Origin of the sequence: Chachezhania sediminis (assembly GCF_009765275.1) — a bacterium.
GTDB classification, from domain to species: Bacteria; Pseudomonadota; Alphaproteobacteria; order Rhodobacterales; family Rhodobacteraceae; genus Chachezhania; species Chachezhania sediminis.
On the sequence record NZ_VOPH01000004.1, the window covers coordinates 23,851 to 36,606 of the forward strand.

Consider the following 12,756-nt stretch of genomic DNA (forward strand, 5'->3'; position numbering starts at 1 on the left):
CCTGTCCGGTGCACGGGCCCCGGGGGCCTTGGCACCGACGGTCCCGCAGGTGGCGTGACAAGTGACCGGAGCCGGCGCGCGCGGGTGTTCAAAGTTGGGCCGTGCCCGGCGCAACTGCCGCAGGGGTGCGGCGCGGGAACCGTTGCGAGCGACGGGCGACAGGCGCTACGCCTTGGGGAACGCCCCTGTCCTAGGTTCCGTCCATGCCCCTGATCGATATCGTCCGTACCCGCACAGCGCAGCCCTTGCCCCCCAGTGCCTATGCCGCCCAGGTGTCCGACATCGCGCGGTCGTCCCTGCAGGGCGACGTGACCACCGATGTCGCCATCGTCGGCGCCGGGATCATGGGGTGTTCGACCGCGCTGGCGCTGGCCGAGGGCGGGACGAACGTCATGGTGCTGGAGGCGAACGAACCCGGCTGGGGGGCCTCGGGGCGGAACGGGGGGCAGGTCAATTCCGGCCTGAAGCACGTGCCCGAGGAGGTGGAAAAGGATCACGGCGCCGAGGCCGTGCGCTTTTCCTACGACGCGCCGAACCGGACCCGTGCGCTGATCGAGCGGCTGGGCATCGATTGCGACTATGCCAATGGCGGCGGGTATCGTGTGGCGACCGATGCGAAGCTGCAGGCCGAGGTCGAGGACCTGATCCGTCAGCTGGAACGGCGCAACATCCCGGTCCAGCCGCGCGATGCCGGACAGATGCGGGCGGCCGCGGGGACGGATCGCTATACCGGGGGCCTTTTCGATCCGGCGGCGGGTCAGCTGAATCCGCTGAAATATGTCCGCGGTCTGGCGGCGGCAGCCGAAGGCGCGGGCGCGGTGATCCATTCCAACACGCCCGTGATCCAGGTCGAGCATGGGGCAAGGTGGAAGCTGTCGACCGCCTCTGGCAGTGTAACCGCCGACAAGGTGCTTTTTGCGACGAACGGCTATACCGACGGCCTGATCCCGGGCCTGCGTCGGTCGCTGCTGCCGGTCTTTTCGACCATCGTCGCATCGAAGCCGCTGCCGGAGCCGCTGCGCGCGGCGATCCTGCCGGGGCGGGAAGTGCTGTATGAAACCGGGCTGGTCACGTATTACTACCGCGTCGATGCCGACGGGCGGTTCCTGTTCGGCGGCCGCGGCCCGCAAAGCCCGATCGAAGGGCGCATGGAACCGGGCCGCATCGCGGCGCTGGCGGAACGGATCTGGCCGGGGTTGAAGGCGGTCGGCTGGGACCATTACTGGAACGGTCGGGTCTGCCTGACCGACGACCATTACCCGCACGTACATGAATTTGGCGAAACCGGCCTGGCCTGCGTCGGCCTGAACGGGCGGGGCGTGGCCATGACAACGGCGCTGGGCCCGGTCCTGGCCGCCCGCCTGCGCGACGGCCGGCAGGCAGACCTGCCGCTGAAGGCCACGCAGATCAGGCGGATCCCGTTCCAGCCCTTCTGGCCGCTGGGCGCCACGATCCGGCTGGCCGTGAACGATGTCCTGGGTCGGTAGGCGCGTCATGGTGCGTGGCAACCACGCACGCTACGGTCGTTTGATGAACGGCGTTCGGGTCCCGCGATAGGGTGCGTGGTCTTCACGCACGATCTGCAATGGACCGTACCCAAGGTGCGTGTACCTTCCCCGACCGCAAAGGTGCGTGCGGAGCACGCACCCTACGGGACTGTACATGGGTGCGCGTTATACGCACACGCCCGTCGGGCGGCGACACACCGCGTGCGAGGCATGAACCCTTCGGACCGTCAGGCCTTGCGGTAGGGCGCGTGCTGCGCACGCACCGTCCCTTGGTCGCGAAAGGTGCGTGGGGACCACGCGCCCTACGGCCATTCAGGCGGATGTGCGTATAACGCACATTCCGGCGGCGGGCCTTGCGGTAGGGTGCGTGCTTCGCACGCACCATCCCCCGGATCGTGAAAGGTGTGTGGAGACCACGCACCCTACGGCAGATTTGAACGGTCAGACCGGCGAAAGTCGAAGCTTAGCCCAGGATCCCCGGCAGCCGCAGCCCGTGTTCCCGCGCGCAGTCCTTCGCGATGTCATAGCCCGCATCGGCGTGGCGCATGACGCCCGTCGCCGGGTCGTTCCACAACACGCGGGACAGGCGGCGGTCGGCGTCTTCCGACCCGTCGCAGCAGATGACCATGCCGGAATGCTGGGAAAAGCCCATGCCCACGCCGCCGCCATGGTGCAGCGACACCCAGGTCGCGCCCGAGGCCGTGTTCAGGAGAGCGTTCAGCAGCGGCCAGTCCGACACGGCGTCGGACCCGTCCATCATCGCCTCGGTCTCGCGGTTGGGCGAGGCGACCGAACCGGAATCCAGGTGGTCGCGGCCGATCACGACCGGGGCCGACAATTCGCCGTTGCGCACCATCTCGTTGAACGCCAGGCCCAGCTTGTCGCGGACGCCCAGGCCGACCCAGCAGATCCGCGCCGGCAGGCCCTGGAACGCGATCCGCTCGCGCGCCATGTCCAGCCAGTTGTGCAGGTGCGGGTCGTCGACCAGTTCCTTCACCTTGGCATCGGTCTTGTAGATATCCTCGGGATCGCCCGACAGCGCACACCAGCGGAACGGACCAACCCCGCGGCAGAAAAGCGGCCGAATATAGGCCGGCACGAAGCCCGGGAAGGCAAAGGCGTTTTCCAGCCCTTCGTCCAGCGCCACCTGGCGGATGTTGTTGCCATAATCCAGCGTCGGCACGCCCGCGTTCCAGAAATCGACCATCGCGGCCACGTGGACCTTCATCGACGCGCGCGCCGCGGCCTCGACCTCTGCCGGGGCCGTTTCGCGCTTGGCCCGCGCCTCTGCCACGCTCCACCCGATGGGAAGATATCCGTTCAGCGGGTCATGGGCCGAGGTCTGGTCGGTCACGATGTCGGGGCGCGGCCCGCCGGCCTTCATCCGTTCGACCAGCTGGGGAAAGATCTCGGCCGCGTTGCCCAGAAGACCCACGGACTTGGCTTCGCCGGCCTTGGTCCAGCGGTCGATCATCTCCAGCGCCTCGTCCAGCGTCCGGGCCTTTTCGTCGACGTAACGCGTGCGCAGGCGGAAATCGATCCGGGTCTCGTCGCATTCCACGGCCAGGCAGCAGGCGCCGGCCATCACGGCGGCCAGGGGCTGGGCGCCGCCCATGCCGCCCAGGCCGCCGGTCAGGATCCAGCGGCCGGTCAGGTCGCCGCCATAGTGCTGGCGCCCGGCCTCGGCAAAGGTCTCGTAAGTTCCCTGCACGATGCCCTGGGTGCCGATATAGATCCACGATCCGGCAGTCATCTGGCCGTACATGGCCAGCCCCTTGCGGTCGAGTTCGTTGAAATGGGCCCAGGTCGCCCAGTGGGGGACAAGGTTCGAATTGGCGATCAGCACGCGCGGCGCGTCGGCATGGGTGCGGAAGATGCCCACCGGCTTGCCGGACTGAACCAGCAGCGTTTCGTTTTCTTCCAGGTCGCGGAGCGCGGCACAGATCCGGTCGAAATCCTCCCATGTGCGGGCGGCGCGGCCGATGCCGCCATAGACGACCAGCTCGTGCGGGTTCTCGGCCACGTCGGGATGCAGGTTGTTCATCAGCATCCGCAGGGGCGCTTCGGTCATCCAGCTTTTCGCGGTCAGTTCGGTGCCCGTGGCGGGGAAGACGTCGCGGGTGTTCAGGCGGGGATTGTTCATCGGATCGCACCTTCGGCTGCAAGGGTCGGGGCAAGGGAGGAGAGCGCTGTCAGACAGTCCGTCAGGACCGCGCGCGCACGCGCCGCCCGGGCGGGATCAAAGCGCCACGGCGCCTCTTCGGACGCGAGGTAGGTGGTATAGGCCATCTCCATCTGGATGGCGTGGACGCCCTGTTCGGGCCGGCCATAGTGCCGCGTGGTCCAGCCGCCCCGGAACCTTCCGTTCAGGACCGAGGTCAGGGGCGAGGCCGCGCAGATGTCGCGCACGGCCGCTTCGATCCGGCCGTCGCAGGTGACGCCGTTGTCGGTGCCGATATTGAAATCCGGGAGCGTCCCTTCGAACAGGAACGGGATGACCGAGCGGATCGAATGGCAGTCCCAAAGGATCGCCACGCCGTGTTTCGCGCGGACGCGTTCCAGTTCGGCCTCCAGCGCCGCGTGATAGGCGGCGTGATAGATCGTCCGCCGCCGCTCGATCTCTGCCGCGTCCGGTTCGGTCGACCAGAGCGGCAGCCCGTCGAAGTCCGTTAGCGGCACCAGCCCGGTGGTGTTCTGGCCGGGATAGAGCGACGCCCCCGACGGATCGCGGTTCGCGTCGATGACATAGCGGTGGAACGTCGCCCGCACGACCGAGGCACCGGGCAGCAGTCCGTCGTACAGTTGATCCACGAACCAGTCGGTATTGGCCAGTTCGCGCCCTGTGTCGTTCAGCGCCGCCATCACCTCTGGCGGGACGAAGGTGCCGGTATGGGGCATGCCCAGCACGACCGGGCCGTCGCCCTGCGTGACCTCGACCGGATTCATGCGCCCAGCTCCGGCAATTCCAGCCCTTCGGTCAGGGCGCCGGTCTTCACCAGCGTTGCCGCCTTTTCCATGTCGGTGGCCATGTAGCGATCTTCCTCCAGTCGCGGGATATCCGCCCGCACGCGGGCCATCACGCCCTTCAGCGTGTCGCTGGTCTGAAGCGGTGCGCGGAACTCGACGCCCTGGATGGCGCACAGGGCTTCCACGCCAAGGATCACGTCCAGGTTCCCCACCATCCGCATCAGGCGGCGGGCACCGTGGGCGGCCATGGATACGTGGTCCTCCTGATTTGCGGAGGTCGGTGTCGAGTCGGTGGAACAGGGGTTCGCCAGGTGCTTGTTCTCGCTCATCAGCGCGGCGGTCGTGACCTCGGCGATCATGAAGCCGGAGTTCAGGCCCGGCGCAGGCGTCAGGAACGGCTTCAGGTCGAAGGACAGGACGGGATCGACCATCATGGCGATGCGGCGCTGGGCGATGGCGCCGATTTCGGCCACGGCCAGCGCGATCTGGTCGGCGGCAAAGGCCACGGGTTCGGCGTGGAAGTTGCCGCCCGACACGATCCGCCCGTCCGACAGGACCAGCGGGTTGTCGGTGACGGCATTGGCCTCGATCTCCAGCGTCTGGGCGGCGAACCGCATCAGGTCCATCGCGGCGCCGGTCACCTGCGGCTGGCAGCGGATGCAATAGGGGTCCTGCACGCGGGTGTCGCCTTCGCGGTGGCTTTCGCGGATCTCGGACCCTTCGATCAGCGCGCGCTGGGCGGCCGCGGCCTCGATCTGGCCGCGATGGCCGCGCAGGGTGTGGATTTCGGCGAGCAGGGGCGCAGTGGAGCCCATGATCGCGTCGATGGACAGGGCGCCGGTGACGATGGCCGTCTGCGCCGCGGTCCAGCCGCGGAACAGCGCCGCCAGCGCCAGCGCGGTCGAAAACTGCGTGCCGTTGATCAGGGCCAGCCCTTCCTTGGGTCCCAGTTCGACGGGCGTCAGACCGGCGCGGGCCAGCGCCTCGCCACCGGGCAGGCGGGCGCCCTGATACGTGGCTTCGCCTTCGCCGATCATCACGGCGGCCATGTGGGCCAGGGGGGCCAGGTCACCGCTGGCGCCGACGGATCCCTGTTCCGGGATCACCGGCAGGACGCCCGTGGACAGCATCGCCTCGATCTGGGCCACGATCTCCCACCGCACGCCAGAGGCACCGCGGCCCAGCGACAGAAGCTTCAGCGCCATGGTCAGGCGCACTTCCTCGGCCGGCAGGGGCGCGCCCACGCCCGCGCAATGGGACAGGATCAGGTTCCTTTGCAGCGTCGCCGTATCGGCCGGCGGGATCCGCACGGTCGCCAGTTTCCCGAAGCCGGTGTTCACGCCATAGATGGCATCGCCCCCCATCGCGGCGGCATGGACGCGAGCCGCCGCAGCCTCGACGCCCGCGCGGAAGGCCGGGTCCAGCGTCACGGGATCGCTGCCCGTCCAGACGGCGCGCAACGTGTCGAGCGTCGTTGCGCCCGGTGTCAAAGTCAGCATGATTTTCCCCGATAGTACCGCCGCCACAGCGGGTTGAATCCGATCCGGTAGCTCAGTTCCTCTGGCGCGCCGATGTCCCAGACGCAGAGATCCGCGCGCTGGCCCGCGGCCAGCCGGCCCCGGTCGGCCAGTCCCAGCGCGTCGGCCGCATGGGCCGTGACGCCGGAAAGGCATTCGTCCGGCGTCATCCGGAACAGCGTCGCCGCCATGTTCATCGACAGAAGGATCGAGGCCATGGGCGACGAGCCCGGGTTGCAGTCGCTGGCCACGGCCATCTTGGCGCCTGCGTCCCGCAGGGCGTTCACCGGCGGCAGCTGGGTTTCGCGCAAGGTGTAGAACGCGCCGGGCAGCAGGACGGCGACGGTGCCGTGCTTGGCCAGGACGGCCGCATCCTCGGCCGCCAGATATTCCAGGTGATCGACCGACATCGCGCCGCGCTGCGCCGCCATCCGGGCCCCGCCCAGGTCGGTCAGCTGTTCGGCATGAAGCTTGATCGGCAGGCCCAGGTCCTTGGCGGCGTCGAAGACCCGCGCGATCTGGTCCGGCGAAAAGGCGATGCCTTCGCAGAACCCGTCCACCGCGTCGACCAGCCCTTCGGCATGGGCGGCGTGAAGGGCGGGGATGCAGACCTCGTCGATATAGGCGTCCGCCCGGTCTGCGTATTCGGCCGGCACCGCATGGGCGCCCAGGAAACTGGTCACGACGTCGACCGGCCGGGCCTGGCCCACGGCGCGGGCGACGCGCAGCATCTTCAGTTCCGTCTCGATGTTCAGCCCATAGCCCGACTTGATCTCTATCGTCGTCACGCCTTCGGCGATCAGCGCGTCGACACGGGTCAGGGCATCGGCCAGCAGCGCCTCGGCCGAGGCCGCGCGGGTGGCCGTGACGGTCGATACGATCCCGCCGCCGGCGCGCGCGATGGCGTCATAGCTGGCGCCTTCCAGCCGCATCCGGAATTCGTTCGCGCGGTGACCGCCAAAGACGACATGGGTGTGACAGTCGATCAGCCCGGCCGTGACCAGCCGGCCGCCCAGATCCTCGGCCGGGAAGGCGCCATGTTCCACCGGCAGTTCGGACAGGGCGCCGGTCCAGACGATTGTGTCGCCGTCCAGCACCATAGCGGCCTGGGGTACGGGTGTGCCAGCGGCGGGCACCATCGTGAAATTCTTCAGAAGCAGCATCGGAACACCTTGCAGGGTCACTCGAGTCCTGATTATGTATGCACATATTAATTCCGTCAAGCGGTGGTTGCGATGCTGAAGATCCGGGCCGGGCAGGCCCTTCTGCCGGAAGGCTGGGCGCGGGACGTGACCGTGCATGTCGTGGATGGCCGGATCGCGGCCGTTGAAGCAGGTGGTCCCGACGCGGGCATTTCGCAGGCGGTCGACGTCCTGCTGCCGGCGCCGGCGAACCTGCATTCCCATGCCTTCCAGCGGGCCATGTCGGGCCTGACCGAGGCGCGGGGCCCGGATGCGACCGACAGTTTCTGGACCTGGCGGCGGCTCATGTTCCGCTTTCTGGACCGGCTGACGCCCGATCAGGTGCAGGCCATCACCGCCTTTGTGCAGATGGAGATGCTGGAGGCCGGTTACGGCGCCTCGGTCGAATTCCACTATCTGCACCATCAGCCGGGCGGGGTGCCCTATGCCAACGTGGCCGAAATGTCGGAACGCGTGGCCGCGGCCGCTGCCGAGACCGGGATCGGCCTGACCCTGTTGCCGGTGCTTTATCAGGTGGGCGGTTGCGACGGGCGGCCGCTGGGGCCGGGGCAGGTGCGCTTTGGCTGTGATCTGGATCTTTATGCGCAGGTGGTCGAGGGCGCGCGCAAGGCGCTGGCCGGGCTGCCGGACGACGCGAACCTTGGCATCGCGCCGCATTCCCTGCGCGCTGTGTCGCGCGATGCCTTCCCGGACCTGCCGGGGCTGGGCGTCGACGGCCCGGTCCACATGCACCTGGCCGAACAGGTGGCCGAGGTCGAGGAGATCGAGGCGGCCTATGGCGCCCGTCCGGTCGACTGGGCGATGGAACATCTGGGCCTTGACCCGCGCTGGTGCCTGATCCACTGCACGCAGATGACGCCGTCTGAAACCCTGTCCCTTGCCGCCTCCGGTGCCGTGGCCGGGCTGTGCCCGATCACGGAAAGCAATCTGGGCGACGGCATCTTCGACGGGGTGCGCTATCTGGAGGCCGGGGGGCGCATCGGTGTCGGATCGGATTCCAACTTGCGGATTTCGCTGAGTGAGGAAATCCGGGTGCTCGACCATTCCCAGCGCCTGCGGGACAAGGGCCGGGCGATGCTGGCCACGGCCGAAAAATCCACCGCGCGGCGGATCTTCGACGAGATCGGGCAGGGCGGGGCGCAGGCCGCCGGGCGCGATTGCGGCCAGATCGCCGTGGGGGCACAGGCGGACCTGCTGGCGCTGGATACCGATCATGTCGACCTGGACGGGCTGCATGGCGATACGCTGCTGGACGCCTATGTCTTTGCCGCCGACGACCGCCGGGTGGCCGAGGTTTGGTCCGCCGGGCGCCATGTCGTGACCGGGGGGCGCCATGTTCGCCACGATGCGATCACGGCCGGTTACCGCGCCGCCCTGAAGGGGCTGAGGGACACGCTTTGACGCAAACCACCAAGCCCGCCCGGGCCAGCTGGCAGCAGATCCGCGAAACGGTGCGCCAGCGCATCCACAGCCGCGACTGGCCGCCCGGGGCGCCGATCCCGAACGAGGAAGTGCTGGCCCAGGAATTCGGCTGTGCCCGCGCGACGGTGAACCGCGCGCTGCGCAGCCTGGCCGAGGACGGGCTGGTCGACCGCCGCCGCAAGGGCGGCACGCGGGTTGCGCTCCACCCGGTGCGCCGCGCGGTGCTGGAAATCGCCATCATGCGGCAGGAGGTCGAAGAGACCGGCGCCGCCTACGGCTATCGCCTTGTCCAAAGCGGTATCGTCACGCCACCGGACGATGTGGCGGCCCGCATGCGGTCGTCGGGGCCCTGCCTGCACGTGCTGGCGCTGCACCATGCCGACGGCGTGTCCTATGCGGTCGAGGATCGCTGGATCGACGCCTGCCTGACCGGCCTTGATGCCGCGCCCTTCGACCGGGTCAGCCCGAACGAATGGCTGCTGGAACATATCCCCTATACCGGCGGCGCGCTTGCCTTTTCGGCTGAACCGGCCTCGGCCCAGATTGCCCGCCTGCTGGACGTGACGGATGCCAGCCCCGTCCTGTGCCTGGACCGGTCGACCCAGGATGGCGACCGGATCATCACCGCCGTCAGGCTTTACTACCGGGCTGGCCACAGGTTCACGAGCAGCCTGTGACACCGTCTGCCGAACCGTCCCGAAACGCTGCGGCAGTCCTTCTGAACCTAAATATTTTAAGCTTGAATTAATTCAGCCCCGCGTCTAGCCTTTGGGCGAAGATCAGACCACTGCGGCCGGACCCTGCCATGACCTGTAAGACACCTGGACCCCTGGCCCTGGACCGGAGACAGCAGCGATGAGCCTGGAAGGCAAGCACGTGGTCGTGACCGGCGGCGGCACCGGGGTAGGGGCGGCAATCGCCCATGCACTGGCCGGCGCGGGCGCGGCTGTGACCATCATGGGCCGCAGCGAGGCGCCGCTGGCCGAACAGGGCCTTCCCTACGAATTGTGCGACGTGACGGATGCGGGGCAGGTCAAGGCTGCCTTCGACGCCGCGCGCGCCGCGCGCGGGCCGATCCTGTCGGTGATTGCCAATGCGGGTGCGGCCGAAACCCAGCCCTTCCACCGCATGGATGCCGCCCTGATGGAACGGCTGATGGCCGTCAACGTCATCGGCGTCATGCAGTGCTGGCAGGCCGCCTTGCCCGACATGAAGGCCGCAGGCTGGGGCCGGCTGATCGCCGTCGCGTCGACCGCGGGGCTGAAAGGTTATGCCTACACGTCCGGCTATTCCGCGGCCAAGCATGCAGTCGTGGGCCTGACCCGTTCGCTGGCGCTGGAACTGGCGCAGACGGGGATCACCGTCAACGCCATCTGCCCGGGCTTCGTCGATACGCCGATGCTGGACCGGTCGGTCGACAACATCATCGCCAAGACCGGCATGAGCGTCGAAAAAGCCCGCGCGGCGCTGTCCGACACCAATCCGCAAAAGGCCTTCGTCCAGCCGGACGAGGTCGCCGGCGCGGCGCTGTGGCTGTGTTCCGATGCCGCGCGCCCCGTCAATGGCCACACGCTGGCGCTGTCGGGCGGCGAGATTTGACCGCCCGCGCGCTTTGAGACATCCGAGGAGGAGATCCGTTCCATGCTGGACCAGGTTACCCATTTCAACTGCACCATCGAAGGGGGCATCGCCAAGATCTCTCTGGCGCGGCCCGAGCGGAAGAACCCGCTGACCTTCGACAGCTATGCCGAACTGCGCGACTGGTTCCGCGAGCTGCACTATTCCGACGACGTGAAGGCCGTGGTGATCGTGCCCAATGGCGGCAACTTCTCCTCCGGCGGGGACGTGCACGACATCATCGGTCCGCTGACCAGGATGTCGATGAAGGAACTGCTGCGCTTCACCCGCATGACGGGCGATCTGGTCAAGGCGATGATCAACTGCGGCAAGCCGATCATCGCGGCCGTCGACGGTGTCTGCGCCGGGGCCGGGGCGATCATGGCGATGGCATCGGACATCCGTATTGCAACGGCAGACGCCAAGACGGCGTTCCTGTTCACCCGCGTCGGGCTGGCAGGGTGCGACATGGGCGCCTGCGCGATCCTTCCGCGGGTCATCGGACAGTCGCGCGCCGCCGAACTCCTTTACACCGGCCGGTCGATGTCGGCCGAGGAAGGCGTGAACTGGGGCTTCTTCAGCCGCATCGTCGCCGCCGACGCCCTGGAAGCCGACGCGCTGGACATGGCCGCGAAGATCGCGGCGGGTCCGAACTTTGCCCACATGATGACCAAGACCATGCTGGCGCAGGAATGGTCGATGAGCCTGGAAATGGCGATCGAGGCCGAAGCCCAGGCGCAGGCGATCTGCATGCAGGGGCAGGACTTTACCCGCGCCTACAACGCCTTCGTGGCAAAAGAAAAACCTGTGTTCGAGGGCGACTGATGGCCGACAAGACCTTCCTCAGCTGGCCCTTCTTCGAAGAGCGCCATTCGGATCTGGCCGCCCTGGTCGACACCTGGGCTGCCGGTTTCACGGCCGGGCTTGACCACCATGACACCGACAATGCCTGCCGGTCGCTGGTCAAGGCGATGGGCGAGGCCGGGATCCTGACCCATTCCGCCGTCGATCCGTCCACGGGGGCGCCGCTGGACGTGCGGTCCCTGTGCCTGATCCGCGAGACGCTGGCCCGCCATGACGGTCTGGCCGATTTTGCCTTCGCGATGCAGGGGCTGGGGACGGGGGCGATCTCGCTCTTCGGCACCGACGCGCAGAAGGCCGAATGGCTGACCAGGACGCGCGCGGGCGAGGCGATTTCGGCCTTTGCCCTGACGGAACCGCAATCCGGCTCCGACGTCGCCAATTCGACGATGACGGCTGTGCGCGACGGCGACGATTACGTCCTGAACGGCGAGAAGACCTGGATTTCGAACGGCGGCATCGCCGATGTCTACACGCTCTTCGCCCGCACGGGCGAGGCGCCGGGCGCCAAGGGTCTGTCGGCCTTCATCGTGCCCGCAGGCCTGCCCGGCTTCGAAGTGGCCGAACGGCTGGAGGTCATCGCACCCCACCCGCTGGCCACACTGCGCTTCACCGACTGCCGGATCCCGGCGTCGTCCATGCTGGGCGCGCCCGGCCAGGGCTTCCGCATCGCGATGTCGGTGCTGGACGTCTTCCGGTCGACCGTCGCGGCCGCGGCCCTGGGCTTTGCCCGCCGCGCCCTGGACGAGGCGCTGGAACGCGTGACCTCGCGCAAGATCGGCAACCAGTCGCTGTTCGACCTGCAGATGGTGCAGGGCCACATCGCCGACATGGCGCTGGACGTGGACGCGGCGGCGCTCCTGGTCTACCGCGCGGCCTGGACCAAGGATTCCGGCGCCCCCCGCGTCACGCGCGAGGCGGCCATGGCCAAGCTTTTCGCGACCGAACAGGCGCAGAAGGTGATCGACACGGCGGTCCAGCTCTTCGGGGGCGAAGGGGTGAAATCGGGCGTGAAGGTCGAAAGCCTCTATCGCGAAATCCGGGCGCTCCGGATCTACGAAGGTGCGTCGGACGTTCAACGCGTGGTGATCGCCCGGCAGACCGCCGGCGCGTGACGGATATTGAGCCCAAGAACAAAAAGAAAGGCAAGCCCATGACAGACAAGCGGAAACCCCGGGACGTACAACCCGAAGGCTGGGCCCCGGCACTGGGCTATGCCAACGGCATGCTGATGGCGGACGGCACGCTTCACATCGCCGGACAGATCGGCTGGGACGCGCAGAAGAAATTCGTCTCCAAGGACTTCATTGCCCAGATGGAGCAGGCGCTGAAGAACATCGTCGCCATCGTCGAGGCGGCGGGCGGCACCGTCGAGGATATCGGCCGCCTGACCTGGTACGTGACAGACAAGGCCGAATACCTGGCCCGCCAGCGCGAAGTCGGCGAAGCCTATCGCCGCGTCCTGGGCCGACATTTCCCGGCCATGTCGATGCTGGTGATCCAGGCCCTGGTCGAGGACGACGCCCTGGTCGAGATCGAGGCGACCGCCTACATCGCCCAGGACTGATGCAGATCTTCCGACGGCGCTTTGGACGCACCGTCGGATGCCTCCGGCGGGAGGTATTTGGAAAGAGAAGAAGGGGGCGCGCCCGATCGGCGGCC

Annotated in this window: 11 protein-coding genes; 7 read left to right on the plus strand and 4 right to left on the minus strand. The window is 67.9% G+C overall.

Translation table 11 applies throughout. The features are described 5' to 3' along the window. Window positions 1-203: 203 nt before the first annotated feature. Window positions 204-1,487 (plus strand): NAD(P)/FAD-dependent oxidoreductase, encoded by a 1,284-nt coding sequence (locus FQK05_RS13695; protein WP_158967744.1) that lies wholly within the window; start codon window positions 204-206, stop codon window positions 1,485-1,487. 484 nt (window positions 1,488-1,971) lie between these two features. Here FQK05_RS13695 and hutU read toward each other — a convergent pair whose 3' ends face one another. The 4 genes from hutU to hutI are packed head-to-tail and all read right to left on the minus strand — an operon-like array spanning window position 1,972 to window position 7,155. Further along, the gene (gene hutU / locus FQK05_RS13700; protein ID WP_158967746.1) at window positions 1,972-3,651 is read right to left on the minus strand and encodes a urocanate hydratase; all 1,680 of its coding nucleotides are present in this window, start codon (window positions 3,649-3,651) and stop codon (window positions 1,972-1,974) included. Beyond that, the gene (gene hutG / locus FQK05_RS13705) at window positions 3,648-4,454 is read right to left on the minus strand and encodes an N-formylglutamate deformylase (RefSeq protein ID WP_158967748.1); all 807 of its coding nucleotides are present in this window, start codon (window positions 4,452-4,454) and stop codon (window positions 3,648-3,650) included. The genes hutU and hutG overlap by 4 nt, the downstream gene beginning before the upstream one ends. Further along, the gene (gene hutH / locus FQK05_RS13710; protein WP_158967750.1) at window positions 4,451-5,974 is read right to left on the minus strand and encodes a histidine ammonia-lyase; all 1,524 of its coding nucleotides are present in this window, start codon (window positions 5,972-5,974) and stop codon (window positions 4,451-4,453) included. Before hutH ends, hutG begins: the two co-directional genes overlap by 4 nt. Beyond that, on the minus strand, window positions 5,968-7,155 hold the full coding sequence (hutI, locus tag FQK05_RS13715; RefSeq protein ID WP_158967752.1) for an imidazolonepropionase: 1,188 nt from the start codon (window positions 7,153-7,155) through the stop codon (window positions 5,968-5,970). Before hutI ends, hutH begins: the two co-directional genes overlap by 7 nt. 72 nt (window positions 7,156-7,227) lie before the next feature. Here hutI and FQK05_RS13720 point away from each other — a divergent pair, with 72 nt between their 5' ends. The 6 genes from FQK05_RS13720 (at window position 7,228) to FQK05_RS13745 (ending at window position 12,661) form a co-directional block, all read left to right on the plus strand. Further along, window positions 7,228-8,595, plus strand: coding sequence for a formimidoylglutamate deiminase (locus FQK05_RS13720; RefSeq protein WP_158967754.1), 1,368 nt, complete (start codon window positions 7,228-7,230; stop codon window positions 8,593-8,595). Then, the gene (locus tag FQK05_RS13725) at window positions 8,592-9,293 is read left to right on the plus strand and encodes a GntR family transcriptional regulator (protein WP_158967756.1); all 702 of its coding nucleotides are present in this window, start codon (window positions 8,592-8,594) and stop codon (window positions 9,291-9,293) included. Before FQK05_RS13720 ends, FQK05_RS13725 begins: the two co-directional genes overlap by 4 nt. Window positions 9,294-9,471: 178 nt before the next feature. Further along, entirely contained in the window at window positions 9,472-10,215 is a 744-nt protein-coding gene (locus tag FQK05_RS13730) for an SDR family NAD(P)-dependent oxidoreductase (RefSeq protein WP_158967758.1), read from the plus strand. 42 nt (window positions 10,216-10,257) lie between these two features. Beyond that, entirely contained in the window at window positions 10,258-11,058 is an 801-nt protein-coding gene (locus tag FQK05_RS13735) for an enoyl-CoA hydratase family protein (protein WP_158967760.1), read from the plus strand. Further along, a complete protein-coding gene (locus FQK05_RS13740) occupies window positions 11,058-12,209 on the plus strand; it encodes an acyl-CoA dehydrogenase family protein (protein WP_158967762.1) in 1,152 nt (383 codons plus the stop codon). The genes FQK05_RS13735 and FQK05_RS13740 overlap by 1 nt, the downstream gene beginning before the upstream one ends. 38 nt (window positions 12,210-12,247) lie before the next feature. Continuing rightward, window positions 12,248-12,661 (plus strand): RidA family protein, encoded by a 414-nt coding sequence (locus tag FQK05_RS13745; RefSeq protein ID WP_158967764.1) that lies wholly within the window; start codon window positions 12,248-12,250, stop codon window positions 12,659-12,661. Window positions 12,662-12,756 lie beyond the last annotated feature (95 nt).

What these genes read in the sequence shown, in the direction of transcription:
- FQK05_RS13695 (WP_158967744.1), top strand. Translation starts at nt 204, where the DNA reads ATGCCCCTGATCGATATCGTCCGTACCCGCACAGCGCAGCCCTTGCCC.
- FQK05_RS13745 (WP_158967764.1), top strand. Translation starts at nt 12,248, where the DNA reads ATGACAGACAAGCGGAAACCCCGGGACGTACAACCCGAAGGCTGGGCC.
- hutI (WP_158967752.1), bottom strand. Translation starts at nt 7,155, where the DNA reads ATGCTGCTTCTGAAGAATTTCACGATGGTGCCCGCCGCTGGCACACCC.
- FQK05_RS13730 (WP_158967758.1), top strand. Translation starts at nt 9,472, where the DNA reads ATGAGCCTGGAAGGCAAGCACGTGGTCGTGACCGGCGGCGGCACCGGG.
- hutG (WP_158967748.1), bottom strand. Translation starts at nt 4,454, where the DNA reads ATGAATCCGGTCGAGGTCACGCAGGGCGACGGCCCGGTCGTGCTGGGC.
- hutU (WP_158967746.1), bottom strand. Translation starts at nt 3,651, where the DNA reads ATGAACAATCCCCGCCTGAACACCCGCGACGTCTTCCCCGCCACGGGC.
- FQK05_RS13735 (WP_158967760.1), top strand. Translation starts at nt 10,258, where the DNA reads ATGCTGGACCAGGTTACCCATTTCAACTGCACCATCGAAGGGGGCATC.
- FQK05_RS13740 (WP_158967762.1), top strand. Translation starts at nt 11,058, where the DNA reads ATGGCCGACAAGACCTTCCTCAGCTGGCCCTTCTTCGAAGAGCGCCAT.
- FQK05_RS13720 (WP_158967754.1), top strand. Translation starts at nt 7,228, where the DNA reads ATGCTGAAGATCCGGGCCGGGCAGGCCCTTCTGCCGGAAGGCTGGGCG.
- hutH (WP_158967750.1), bottom strand. Translation starts at nt 5,974, where the DNA reads ATGCTGACTTTGACACCGGGCGCAACGACGCTCGACACGTTGCGCGCC.